General features: G+C 43.0%; 12 protein-coding genes. All 12 read left to right on the top strand.

Annotated elements, in window-relative coordinates; translation table 11 throughout:
* The first annotated feature begins 69 nt into the window (after positions 1–69).
* A complete protein-coding gene (locus R7P72_RS12045) occupies positions 70–1,470 on the top strand; it encodes an undecaprenyl-phosphate glucose phosphotransferase (RefSeq protein ID WP_005375269.1) in 1,401 nt (466 codons plus the stop codon).
* Positions 1,471–1,480: 10 nt separating this feature from the next.
* Positions 1,481–2,686, top strand: a complete 1,206-nt coding sequence (locus R7P72_RS12040) for an outer membrane beta-barrel protein (protein ID WP_213906925.1) — start codon at positions 1,481–1,483, stop codon at positions 2,684–2,686.
* A gap of 12 nt (positions 2,687–2,698) precedes the next feature.
* Entirely contained in the window at positions 2,699–3,232 is a 534-nt protein-coding gene (locus R7P72_RS12035; RefSeq protein WP_005375265.1) for a polysaccharide biosynthesis/export family protein, read from the top strand.
* Between the two features lie 15 nt (positions 3,233–3,247).
* Entirely contained in the window at positions 3,248–5,428 is a 2,181-nt protein-coding gene (locus R7P72_RS12030) for a GumC family protein (RefSeq protein WP_213906926.1), read from the top strand.
* The gene (locus R7P72_RS12025; protein ID WP_005375261.1) at positions 5,406–6,215 is read left to right on the top strand and encodes a putative capsular polysaccharide synthesis family protein; all 810 of its coding nucleotides are present in this window, start codon (positions 5,406–5,408) and stop codon (positions 6,213–6,215) included. Before R7P72_RS12030 ends, R7P72_RS12025 begins: the two co-directional genes overlap by 23 nt.
* 2 nt (positions 6,216–6,217) lie before the next feature.
* Positions 6,218–7,270, top strand: a complete 1,053-nt coding sequence (locus tag R7P72_RS12020; RefSeq protein ID WP_005375260.1) for a glycosyltransferase — start codon at positions 6,218–6,220, stop codon at positions 7,268–7,270.
* Positions 7,236–8,483: an O-antigen ligase family protein gene (locus R7P72_RS12015; RefSeq protein WP_005375259.1), complete on the top strand. Its 1,248-nt coding sequence runs from the start codon at positions 7,236–7,238 to the stop codon at positions 8,481–8,483. Before R7P72_RS12020 ends, R7P72_RS12015 begins: the two co-directional genes overlap by 35 nt.
* Positions 8,484–8,508: 25 nt before the next feature.
* Positions 8,509–9,342 (top strand): putative capsular polysaccharide synthesis family protein, encoded by an 834-nt coding sequence (locus R7P72_RS12010; protein WP_005375258.1) that lies wholly within the window; start codon positions 8,509–8,511, stop codon positions 9,340–9,342.
* Entirely contained in the window at positions 9,339–10,370 is a 1,032-nt protein-coding gene (locus R7P72_RS12005; RefSeq protein ID WP_005375250.1) for a glycosyltransferase, read from the top strand. The genes R7P72_RS12010 and R7P72_RS12005 overlap by 4 nt, the downstream gene beginning before the upstream one ends.
* Before the next feature lie 8 nt (positions 10,371–10,378).
* Positions 10,379–11,686: an oligosaccharide flippase family protein gene (locus R7P72_RS12000; RefSeq protein ID WP_005375249.1), complete on the top strand. Its 1,308-nt coding sequence runs from the start codon at positions 10,379–10,381 to the stop codon at positions 11,684–11,686.
* A 2-nt stretch (positions 11,687–11,688) separates the two neighbouring features.
* On the top strand, positions 11,689–12,084 hold the full coding sequence (locus tag R7P72_RS11995) for a VanZ family protein (protein ID WP_005375248.1): 396 nt from the start codon (positions 11,689–11,691) through the stop codon (positions 12,082–12,084).
* A gap of 67 nt (positions 12,085–12,151) precedes the next feature.
* Positions 12,152–12,472 (top strand): N(4)-acetylcytidine aminohydrolase, encoded by a 321-nt coding sequence (yqfB, locus tag R7P72_RS11990; RefSeq protein ID WP_005375246.1) that lies wholly within the window; start codon positions 12,152–12,154, stop codon positions 12,470–12,472.
* The last annotated feature ends 24 nt before the right edge of the window (positions 12,473–12,496 follow it).

Genomic DNA, 12,496 nt, shown 5'->3' with positions numbered 1-12,496 from the left:
TAACGTTCACGACACGGCAATTGGGGAAGACACCCAAGGGCGGTAGCGTGTCAGAAGGGAAACTGAGTCATGAAACAAAAAGGACTTATCCGCTCTCATGAGATGGAGTTCGCTTTTTTATATCGCATCTCAGATCTTGCTGTCATCGTCTCTTTTATGCTGCTTTTAGTGTTCAAAGACATGAATACTGCGATGGGGAAAGATTACGTCATATTGGCTTTCGTTGGAGGCATCTCTTTTCTATTTATGGCAGAAAGCGGCAATCTGTATCGCTCTTGGCGAACCAGTTCGTTTAAAGAGCAGATGTTTATTGTCTGTGTTTCTTGGGCGGTGACTTCTGCACTTATCTTTATTGTGCTGTATTTTTCTGAAGTCCATACCTTATTTGATAACACAATTTTAGTGCTGTGGTTTGCGATTACGCCCGCTCTGCTCTTAGCATGGCGAGTAACATTCCGTACCGGATTAGCCTATTTGAGAAAGAAAGGATTCAACACTCGCACTGCGATCATCATCGGCCAAACTCCTCACGGCATTACCCTAGCTAACGAAATTCAAAACCACACAGAACACGGCGTGCTTTTTGATGGCTTTTACGACGAACGATCTTCCGACAGATTGCCAAATTCTGATTATCCTATTAAAGGAGCTGTTGACCACGCCCTTGAGCGAGCTAAAAAAGGGGAAGTAGATTACGTCTATATCGCGATGCCAATGCACGCAAAAGAGCGCATTGCGTCACTTCTTAACCAATTCTCAGATACCACCGCAAATACGTATCTGATTCCCGACTTCTTCACTTATAACCTTTTACATTCTCGTTGGGCGCAGATCGGCCAAGTTCAAACACTAAGTGTCTTTGATACACCTTTTGCTGGAATTTCTTCTTGGGTAAAACGGTTTGAAGACATCTTGTTTTCGAGCATTATTTTGGTCTTAATCGCCCCTATTCTATTCGTCATTGCGATTGTCATTAAGGCAACGTCTAAAGGCCCTGTCATCTTTAAACAACATCGGTACGGTCTTGATGGACGCAAGATTGAAGTCTGGAAGTTCCGTTCAATGACAACCATGGATCAAGGTTCCAACGTGAAACAGGCGACAAAGAACGATCCTCGTATTACGCCTTTTGGCGGATTTCTACGTCGCACCTCTTTGGACGAACTACCTCAATTTATCAATGTACTGCAAGGGACCATGTCTATTGTCGGCCCACGCCCTCATGCCGTGGCACACAATGAAGAATACCGTCAGATCGTGGATCGCTACATGCTACGTCACAAAGTAAAACCAGGCATTACTGGCTGGGCGCAGATTAATGGTTATCGCGGCGAAACCGACACCTTAGAAAAAATGGAAAAGAGAGTCGAGTTTGATTTGGATTACATCCACCATTGGTCGGTTTGGATGGACATCAAAATCATCTTTATGACCGTTTTCAAAGGCTTCACTGGTGCTAACGCTTACTAAGGTTGAGATTATGAAGAAACTGACAATGGCAATAGCATTGAGTCTGTTTTCTACTGACTTGCTCGCAGAACCGATGGCTTACCAAACCGAGTCTGGTATAGAGTTGATTCCCCTCGTAAAAACTTTCTACGAGGGAGATGACAACATCAATAAAGCGGAAAAATCCGGCAATGTAGAGTCAGTCAATATTTGGGGTATAGAACCAAGCTTACTAGCACGTATAGAACGGAATCGCTATCGCGCAGATATTTTATATAAGTTAAAAGCTGGCTTTTCATCTGACGATCGCAACGACTTCGACGACCACACTTTTCAGTTTTCCAACTTTTTCGAATTTAATCATCGTCATCGTTTAGTGGTTGATTACCGTTTTCGCGCCCAGCATGAAGTTCGAGGAGAAGATATTACCGAAGGTAATGGTAACGCAATCGACGCACCAATAGAGTTCAACCGTAACGATGTAAAAACCAATTATGTCTTTGGATCTAACGGTGCCAAAGGCAGACTCGAATTCGGTTTAGGCTATAGTGATAAAACCTATCAAAACTATCGTGACGGCTTGCCTGGTCGCCCAAACGCTAAAACTAAATACAACGATTTTCGAGCTCCCAATGCACATTTGGAGTTCTATTTAAGAGCGACGCCAAGAACCTATTGGTTAGTCGGAACAAACCAAATCGTAACCGAGTATCAGCACCGAAATTCTGCGCAGCCATCGAAAGATAACAACACCAGTTTCTATTACACCGGTGCCGAATGGGAAGTCACAGGAAAAACCAAAGGCATCGCTCGACTCGGTTATCAAATCAAAGATTTTGACAGCGCTAAACGAGAGACATTTAAAGGCTTTAGTTGGGATATCGGCTTTGAATGGTTGCCTCAAGAACAAACTCTAGTCAGCGTGAAAACCACTCAAGCGGCGGTTAACCCCGATCAAGATGGCGATTACAACCTACAAACTCGTTACCGACTGAACCTGAAGCACGATTGGAATAGTTACCTTGCAACTCGCTTAGGTGCTGTTTATCAACAAGATGATTACACGGGAATCTCCAGAAACGACGATCGGTACACTCTATCTTTTGGTATCGATTATCAGATCAAACGTTGGATACAGCTGCAAGCCGATTGGCAATACCAAGATAAAAACTCTAGCCGATCGGATTATAGCTTCGAACAAAATATTTGGACTTTAAGCGCACAGTTTTCTCTGTAAAAAGGATTATTAATGAAGGCATTCATCAAATTCATGAGTGTAGCGTTGTTGCTATTTAGCACTTTGGTCAACGCTGACTCAAACGAGGAAGATTACTTACTCGATACTGGCGATACCATTTCCGTGCAGGTCTATGGTGAAGAAGATCTTACGATTAAAAATATTCTAATAACGTCAGATGGCTACTTTGATTACCCCTACCTTGGCCGAATTAAAGCAATCAAAAAAACACCAAAACAACTCAAGTACGAAATAGAAACGGGCTTAAAAGGCGATTATCTCATCAATCCAAAAGTGATGGTCACCATCAATAACTTTCGTCTGTTTTACGTTAATGGCGAAGTCAGGAAACCTGGTGGATTTGAGTACCGTCCAGGGTTAACCATAGAGAAGGCCATCGCTCTAGCAGGTGGCTTGACCGACAGAGCCTCACGCAAAGGCATTAACCTAACCAAGCATAAAACGGGTCAAACGATGGAAGGAGTCAGTATGCACCGCAACGTTGAACCTGGTGACATTGTATTTATTGACCAGAGCTTCTTTTAAGTGACAGGGAATCAAATGAACGGGACTCATCCAAATAATCTCCAGATGAACAAAGTAGAACTGATTCGTTTTGGCCATCACTTCAAAGCGATTAAAAAGAATTGGCTAAGCATCGCAGCATTCACGCTTCTGTTCTCATTAACTTGTACTTGGTATATCTACTCCAAAGCATCGATATACCAAGCTACAGCTACGCTACTCATCCAAGAGGAGCAAAAAAGCGCCCTTTCAATCGAGGAAGTATATGGCGTCGACACGACAAAAAAAGAGTACTTTCAAACGCAAATCGCCATTTTAAAATCGAATCATATTGCAGATAAGGTCATTAGAGAGTTGAACCTCACCCAATTACCTGAGTTCACAAGCTCAGGGGGGGTAAATAAAAAAATCGACCAAATAAAGTCGATTCCTTTTGTTCAAGACCTACTGAATGTTGCACCAAGCCCAAAAGAAACCGCCCAGTTTTCAGAGTCCTATTATCAGGCACTTCAAGCTTTCAGAAGTAAACTCGATATTGAGCCAGTACGTAACACCCAATTAGTCAGAATTCGCTTTCGTTCTACCGATCCTAAGCTTGCGATGACAATCGCCAACGCGGTCGGCCAAGCCTATATTGACGCAAATTTTGAAGCCAAATTGGTCGTTACACAAAATGCGGCTACTTGGTTGACAAATAACTCTCAAAAATTGGAGGAGCGATTACGTAACTCGGAGCAAGCGCTGCAAGAATTCTTGTTAAAAGAAGGGTTGATCGATATAAACGGTATTGATGAAATTTACGCAAATGAGCTAGAAGAACTCACTCGCAAGCTGAATATCGCTGTTAATAAGCGTATTGAAGCGCAGACGTTAATCCAACTGTTACGACGTAAATCTTCGCAAAGTTTAGACAGCTTGTTGTCAATTGATGAATTCGCTAATCAAGCGCAAATCCGCGATCTAAAATTGTCGGAAGCACAGGCAGCCAAAAATCTCTCTGAACTGGCACAGCGCTACGGACCTAAACATGATCGAATGATTCAGGCGAAAGCACAGCTTGCTGAAATTCAATCAAGAACCCAGCAACTCATCCGTGACATTTCCTTCAGTAAGCAACAAGACCTTCTTGCTGCAAAAGCGCAAGAGGACATGCTTCGAGCAGAACTCGATAACAAAAAGTCAGACTTCCAATCGTTAGGGTCACAAAAAGCGCGTTACGAACAGTTAAAACGCGAGGTTGAATCCAATAAGGCACTCTATGAAGCGTTCTTAAATCGTGAGAAAGAGACCAACGCCACCAGCGACTACAAGAATGTCACTGCTCGCTTTACTGATAAAGCCATCATTCCTCTATTCCCGGTGGCACCACAACGAATCAAACTGGTACTGATTGCCACCTTTTTTGGCTTTGCCATTGCTTGCGCTCTAGTCATCATCTTAGAAACGATGCGAGAAGTTATCCGAAGCACAGCTGATGTGCAGGAAAAACTTGGTGTTACGTGTTTAGGTGTGATTCCTATGGTCAAAAAACGCAATTTGCGTAAAAACGGCGTCAGTTATAGCGCGTATTTAGATGATGAAGAAAAACTATTTAGTGAAGCTTGCCGCTCGGTCAGAACCTCGCTTCTGCTCAGATTAACCAACACGAAGCAAAAGATATTGCCCTTTACCTCTGCTATTCCAGAAGAAGGAAAAACATCGACCAGTATCAATATGGCGGTGTCGTTTTCAAAAATGGAAAAGGTGTTGATCATCGACTGCGATTTACGTCGACCTTCCATCGCAAAGCGATTCGGTATTGCTGAATCAAGCCCTGGCTTAACGCATATCCTGACGATGGATACGCCAATCAAAGATTGTGTTACACATATAAAAGAAGCCAACTTAGATGTATTACCGGCCGGCCTAGTTCCGCCAAACCCACAGGAATTACTGGCTTCTGATCGCTTTAAAAAGTTGCTCGAACATTTTCGAAATAAGTATGACCGAATCATTATCGACACACCGCCCCTATTGTCAGTGAGTGACGCACTTATTCTTGGTAAGTATGCCAATGGTCTGATCACCGTCATTCGCTCAGAATCAACAAAATCATCACTGGTTAACCTTGCGTTATCTAAACAAATACAACACTCAGTTCCATCTCTTGGCGTCTTAATCACACAAGCCAAGGCCAAGGAAGGAGAGACGCTTTATGTCCAGAAATACGCCTACTAACGTAAACCTATCTTGGTACCAAACGTTGAAAAGCCAAGAACAGCCGGTATTGATCTATCAAATGGGCAAAGTAGGTTCGAGTGCATTAGAGCATTCCATTCCTAACTCGATTCACTTGCACGACCTTATGACCGTCGATGCGCAAAAACAAATATCCCCCGTTAGAGCGCAATTGCATAAGCCTCAGATCAATGCGTTAAAGCGACGACTAAAGCGTATAACGATGAGCCATATGTTAAAGCGCAAGAAAAAAGTTCGAATTATCTCGCTTGTGCGTGAACCGATCGGACGAAATGTCTCAATGTTCTTTCAAGCACTTCCTTTTTGGATGGCGGACAAATATCTAAAGGATGACAGCGCAATACGTACCGAACGACCGCAATTACTCCAAGAAGCATTTGATAAGCACATGAATCATCAATATGCGCTGCAGTGGTTTGACAACGAGATCAAACAACTAACAGGGATTGATGTGTTTAACGAGTCTTTTAATCACGAAGTAGGCTATCAAACATACCATAACAATAACTTCTCACTGTTGGTCATTCGAAGTGACAAGCTAACGAAGGCTAACTCCGCAGTTGAAGACTTTTTAGGTTACCCCGTGGATGTTGTTTATGAAAATCAATCAGACAACAAATGGTACTCGCCACTAATGAAAGAATTCAAAACGCAATTTCAACCTACACCCGAGTACGTTGAAGAAATGCTGAATTCTAAATTGACGAAGCACTTTTTCTCAAATGCAGAAATCACCGACCTTAAACAGCAATATCTGACCAATTAATCATGAAAACCAAGATTCTACATATTATCAATGATCTTTCTCAGAACGGCGGTGCTCAGAAGTTCTTAGTCGACCTTGTTTTAGAACATAAGCCTGAATACGAAATCAAAATTTTGGTCTTGTGTGATGAAAATGATTACTTACCAATGCTATCCGCCCAAGGCATAGAGTGTTTTAACTGGCGCACATTGCCATTGAGTGAGAAATTCTCTTTGCTGCGTTGGCCGGATGTCGTTCACGGGCACCTCTACCCTTCCATTTACCTAGCGCTATTGGCGGTAGGTAAAAAACGAATCCAGACTGAGCACTGTTCTTATAACCGTCGACGTGACTATCCGCTGTTTAAGTTCATGGAATACGTCTTATATTGGGGCCACGACTTGACAGTCAGTATTAGTGAAAAAGTACAAGATGAACTGGTGAAGTTCATGCCTCGCTATCAACATAAATATCACGTGGTGCACAATGGCGTTGATTTAAAAAGGTTTTCTATGACGCCAAGATTCGCCAGCCACCTAATCGACAAACCAGTTATCAAGATTGGAATGGTGGGCCGACTTCACCAACATAAAGACCATGAAACGCTTATCCAAGCACTTATCCATTTACCAAGACGATACGAACTCCACCTTGCGGGAGATGGAGAAAAAAAATCGTCACTGCAAGCATTGGCAACAAAAATCAACGTCGCGCAACGTGTTCACTTTCATGGCGTAGTTTCAGACGTTCCAGCCTTTTTGAACGACATGGATATTTACGTGCAATCGTCGCACGTCGAAGGCTTTGGTTTGGCGGCGGTTGAGGCGATGGCAGCAGGCTTACCCGTACTATCGTCGGACGTACCTGGTTTGGATGACGTCACCGGACGTGCCGAATATTTATTTCAAGTTGGTAACGCCACTGAACTGAGCCAAAAAGTGCTCCAGCTATGTGAAAGTGTTGAGCGGTACGACGCTGCAAGTCAATACTCAGTCAATAGGGCCTCTCTCTACACCATCGATAAATTTCGTGAAGGTTACTATGGAATCTACCAGCAGCTTTGCGCCAACAAATAGTTCCGCGCCATCGAGCCATCGCGCCTCATTGCTTGCAGCATGCCTATTAGCATTGTTCTTTATTCCAATGAAGTTTCGTGCTGGAGGAATAGCGCTAGCCCCATCTGACATCGCAAGCCTTTTGTCTATTGGTTTTACTGCATTAGTGGTATTGGAAGGAAAAGCTGAAAAACTCATGCATCCCTGTATGGGGTTCCTCGTATTGTTCACTGGGTATGTGTTCATAAATGGTCTGCTAAATCGCGTCCCTTTAATGCCGCTAGTTATAGAAACTGTGCAATGGTTAGCGATTTTGTGCCTACTGAGCCTAATGTACGCCTATGGCGTGTTTGATGACGAACGGGTAATGGTATATTTCACGTATCTGTTGTTTTTCATCTGTACGCTCGTTGCCTTATGGCACTTTGCTCAGGGCTATCAAAGCGGGTTTAAGTTACTCGGGGTAAGTAAATACGGGTTCGGTGTACTGTGCTCACTACTGTACCTTTATCGAGATAAAATTCGCGCTTTCCACCTTTTGATGCTCGTAGCTTTAGTATTACTGGTGTTGTCACAAGAAAGAAAAGCGCTACTTGGTTTTTGTCTGCTTTTCTTCTTTGACCAACTGCTCGTAAAAAACTTAATGAGAAAATCGCTCAGCGAAACGTACACGTGGACAATTTTATTAGCCTTGAGCTTCATTGTGTTTACTGCCGTCACAACCACACTCTACGTTGGGTTTGAAACGCTAGCAGACACATTGGAAATAACCCAAGAAGACGTCTTATTTGCCAACCAAAGTGAAGCGCGCTGGGTATCGAATCTTCATAGAAAACTTTTACTTGCCAATGGGCTAGATATTTTACTTCAACACCCAGTGTTAGGTGTCGGCGCGAAAATGTTACCCAACTTTATGATCAGTTACTTTAACTATGATGAGCTGGCGATCTACACCCACAACTTTGTGTTAGATACCGCAATTGAATACGGATTGCTTGGTATCGGTCTGCTGTTTGGTGGTTATTTTCTTTTTATTCGCTTTTGCTTCCGCAGCCTTAATGAAAACAGAAAAAGCCTATTACTTGCGATATACGCCCTCATCATGGTGTTTTTCGTTGCGGTAAACACCACCATAATTTTAATACTCTTGTTACCCGTCATGATCAGCATGAGCAACGACTCAAGGGCCATTGCTCATACTTTTCCGGTAAACCATCACCACGAATATGAATAATCAAGGATAGGATAGGATAGGATAGATGAAGTATTCAATCTCTCGACAATTTGAAAAGAACCGAGAACTCCAAGCTGATAATTTTGTTTTAGTTTACCAAATGGGCAAAGTTGGCTCCTCATCAATTGAGCACACGCTAGGGGAGAAAAATATCCCGAGCTATCACATCCACACCTTTGATGATCACGAAGAATTTCACATGTATCACAATAAAAAAGACGTGAGTAAATTCTTCGACTTCCGAAACCGCGCACTCTATCGCTTAGTGCTCAAGCAGCGAAAACGTATCTTACAAAAACGCGAGCAGATTAAAATCGTTACTCTGGTCCGCGATCCAATCGCAACTGTCTTTTCTCGCTTCTTTCAAGATCTCCATTTGCAATTTATCGAAGGCAAAAAGAACGATGCAATTCACCGAGATATGGAAGTCACGTATCAGCACCTCGAGCATTGTTTTGATAACTATATCAATCTCAACTATTTTGCGGACTGGTTCGACAACGAGTTAAAGCGTAATTTCAATATCGATGTGATGCGCCAAGAGCTGGACAACACTCAACCTTTCTTCACATTCCAGAACGATCAGGCCAACGTCATGCTAATCAAATGCGAACAGCTCAGTTCTCTTGATAAAGAAATCGGTGAGTTTCTTGAGTTGCAAGACTTCGTGCTGAAAAACAGTAACGAAGCGAAAAACAAGTGGTACTCCAATATCCACCAACACTTTAAGAATCACTACGACTTCTCAAAACTGTTCTATATGTACGATCTTCCCTTGTATCGCCACGTTTATTCAGAGCAAGAGCGTGATGCTTTTAAACACAAATGGATGCAAACACCAGGGACAAAATCATCATGAAGAAAGTACTCCATGTTACAGAAGCGTTTGGAGGTGGCGTTCAAACCGCCCTCTATAGTTATGTTCACTCATCCAGAGACGAGCCTTACCAGCATTTCTTGCTAGCCAGAGCCCGAGAAAACGACTTAACCAATGAGAACAACCACCACATTTTCGTACAGACAAAGTGGGTAGAAGGCGGCTTGCTTCAATTTATTCGCGATGCAAACCACATGATTGCATCACTTGGTCCCGACGTCGTGCATTTGCACTCGAGTAAAGCAGGATTTCTCGGCCGATTTCTAAAGCTTGGCAAGGCACGCTTGGTTTACACACCGCACTGTTATGCCTTCGAACGTGAAGATATCTCAGAGCTTGCACGCCAGATCTATAAAGCACTAGAGAAAGTAAAACTGAGCAAAATTGATGTGGTTGCAGGCTGTAGCCAACGAGAGTGTGACCTAGCCATTAGCATTGGTGCGAAACATGCCGAACTGCTCAACAACTACGTGTCTTATCAAAGTGAAGATCGTATAGAGCGAGACAAGCAAGAAGCGCTGAAGCTCATTGTACTTGGTCGTGTCGCGCCCCAAAAAGATCCTCAGTTTCTTATCAGCACATTGCAGTTCCTTAATCGGTATGCGCTTAACCGCCCGATAGAGATCACATGGATAGGTGGCGGTGACCAAGTACTCGAACAGAAATTACGTACTGAAAATGTGGATGTAACGGGTATGCTGCCTCGCGATGAGGTAGTTGAAAAGCTCAAAGGTTCAGACCTTTATCTACACACTGCAGCATGGGAAGGGATGCCGTTAACCATTCTAGAAGCATCCAAGTTACATCTTCCTATGGTTATTCGGACCATCGGCGCAACCAAAGATCTCAACTACCCGTTTTTAGCGCTCACACCTGAAGAAATGGCCAAGCAGATCGCGCATTGTGTCAATCATTATGAAGAGATCGATTTTCGCCAATATACAGCAGAATTAAACAATGCCTTCAGTGAAGAAAAACAGCGCCTAGCACTCAATAAACTATACGGTTAAATGCTCCTATGTTTCACACTGTTCAACAAAAATTACTGTTGATGCCCAGCGGTAAAAAAAGCTTGTTATCTACTGGATTAAAAACCGCAATCACGCGTGTGTTGAGTGCGCTATTTGCTTTTTTACTGACTCTGATTGTATCGAAGACCAGTGACGCTTCGACGGCCGGTCAATTCTTCTTTTTATTCAACCTAGTCTCGCTACTCACCATCGTTTCTCAGCTAGGTTTTGATGTCTCGTTAGTTCGTTACAATGCGATCGCTTTTAATAACAAAGAGAAGCTTGAACAAAGCCAAAACTATAAAACCGCACTTTATCGAAGTATGGCATTTTGCTTGCTCGCCATAGGCGTTTTGTTAGCAGGGTTTAATCTGTTTCCAGAACAGCTAAACCAGACTCAATCACCAATGTATGCGATTACTTTATGCTTGCTTTGCATACCTTTCTTGGTGCTTGCGCAAACCAACAGTCGGGTGCTTCAAGCATGTAGAAAAGTTGTATCATCTCTGTTTGCGTTGCAGCTTGGGGTAAGCATGTTGATGGTCATTTTTGTCTTTGCCCTAGACTATATCGGTCAGCAAAATATCAACAATCTAATGACCGCACTGCTTTTAGCGAGCATAGGTGTCGCGGTCATATCTAGTGCCAATTGGCTTGGCTCAGATCAATATCAAACATCGGCTTTCGTACCAAACAAAAAAATGGTCGCTTCTGCCAAGCAAGTCTGGGTTGGCAGTATCTTCACGAATGTTCTTCAATGGGGAAGCCTTGTTATTGCGGGCTTTTTTATCTCAACAGCGGAAATCGGTTTGTTAGCCGCAGCCCAACGCACATCACTACTGATTGGCTTTGTGCTGATTACCATTAACTTTGTGGTCGCCCCGATGTTTGCATCTATCTACAAAGAGCGTCAAATGCTCAAACTGCAGAATCTGAGCCGCTTGGCGTGCCGAGCCAATGTTGGTTTAGCGATTGTACCCGTAATTATTTGTACCCTCTTCCCCGAGTTTGTAATGCAGTTTTTTGGTGAGGAGTTTCTCGCTGCGGCACCACTATTAGTCGTCCTTTCTCTGGGGCAGTTAGTCAATGTGGCAACTGGTTCGGTAGGTTTTTTATTATTAATGAGTGGTCATGAGAGAACCATGAAATACATTACAATTTCCTCCGGTACGGTGTCCATCTGCCTACTTGTTACGCTTTGCCAAATGTTTGGGGTGATTGGTGCAGCGTGGGCAATGGCAATTGGCATGGCTATCCAGAATTTAGCTGCACTGTACTTTGTAAAACGTTACTTAGGCTTCTTTCCAATAGGTTAATTATGGCTTTAATACTGGCACGCACGAGTTTTGTTTTAGTCCTGATGCTAACCGCTTCACTCTCTTTGTGGAAAAGCTCTGACCTACACCATACTGCTTACCTGCAAATGGAAACCTACTTAGGCGGATCGAGTACGCTTCACTTTACTTTCAGTTTATTGATCGGCTTTTTATCGGTCTTCACGTTCCCTTCTCTGGTGAGCTCGAATAAAACCGACGTTTTTGGGATTCGTCTTTTGCTACTGCTGTTGGCTATCGTTTCAATGGAAGAAATGAGCCAACTTTTTATTCCAAATCGATCATTTAGTTTTGATGATCTCAGCACCAACTGGATAGGCGTAATCTCAGGTTACTTTAGTGCCAAGTTAATTCGCTTCATCCGCACTCGATCGTTCTAGTAATACAGGAATCTCTGGGGGATTTGGGTATATAATTACGCCAAACAACCAGACTAACGAGTACATCATGCCATCTCATCCAACCAAGATTACTTTTTTTGAATTCTTAACCCCGTTGATCACGTCAGGCAAAAAGACGATAACGATTCGAGATGAATCAGAAAGCCATTACGTTCCCAATACAGAAGTCGAAGTTTTTACCTTAGAAACGGATCGTAAAGTCTGCGATATCAAGATACGTTCTGTAGAACCACTTCACTTTGAAGATATTAATGAGTTTCATGCAGAACAAGAATCCATCGAACTACCAAAACTCAAGCAGTTAATTCGAGAAATCTACCCAAATACCGACACGCTATTTGTTATTGAGTATGAGCTGATTAAATAACCCACAACAAAGGCTAGACGACTG

This window comes from Vibrio sp. Vb0888 (assembly GCF_033338835.1).
Taxonomy (GTDB): domain Bacteria; phylum Pseudomonadota; class Gammaproteobacteria; order Enterobacterales; family Vibrionaceae; genus Vibrio; species Vibrio alginolyticus.
The sequence above is the reverse complement of the archived record's forward strand: the minus strand, read 5'-3'. Positions and strand labels throughout refer to the sequence as shown.

Coding starts and splice junctions, on each gene's coding strand:
- R7P72_RS12030 (WP_213906926.1), top strand. CDS start 3,248: ATGAACGGGACTCATCCAAATAATCTCCAGATGAACAAAGTAGAACTG.
- R7P72_RS12025 (WP_005375261.1), top strand. CDS start 5,406: ATGTCCAGAAATACGCCTACTAACGTAAACCTATCTTGGTACCAAACG.
- R7P72_RS12020 (WP_005375260.1), top strand. CDS start 6,218: ATGAAAACCAAGATTCTACATATTATCAATGATCTTTCTCAGAACGGC.
- yqfB (WP_005375246.1), top strand. CDS start 12,152: ATGCCATCTCATCCAACCAAGATTACTTTTTTTGAATTCTTAACCCCG.
- R7P72_RS12035 (WP_005375265.1), top strand. CDS start 2,699: ATGAAGGCATTCATCAAATTCATGAGTGTAGCGTTGTTGCTATTTAGC.
- R7P72_RS12000 (WP_005375249.1), top strand. CDS start 10,379: ATGTTTCACACTGTTCAACAAAAATTACTGTTGATGCCCAGCGGTAAA.
- R7P72_RS12015 (WP_005375259.1), top strand. CDS start 7,236: ATGGAATCTACCAGCAGCTTTGCGCCAACAAATAGTTCCGCGCCATCG.
- R7P72_RS12045 (WP_005375269.1), top strand. CDS start 70: ATGAAACAAAAAGGACTTATCCGCTCTCATGAGATGGAGTTCGCTTTT.
- R7P72_RS12005 (WP_005375250.1), top strand. CDS start 9,339: ATGAAGAAAGTACTCCATGTTACAGAAGCGTTTGGAGGTGGCGTTCAA.
- R7P72_RS12010 (WP_005375258.1), top strand. CDS start 8,509: ATGAAGTATTCAATCTCTCGACAATTTGAAAAGAACCGAGAACTCCAA.
- R7P72_RS12040 (WP_213906925.1), top strand. CDS start 1,481: ATGAAGAAACTGACAATGGCAATAGCATTGAGTCTGTTTTCTACTGAC.
- R7P72_RS11995 (WP_005375248.1), top strand. CDS start 11,689: ATGGCTTTAATACTGGCACGCACGAGTTTTGTTTTAGTCCTGATGCTA.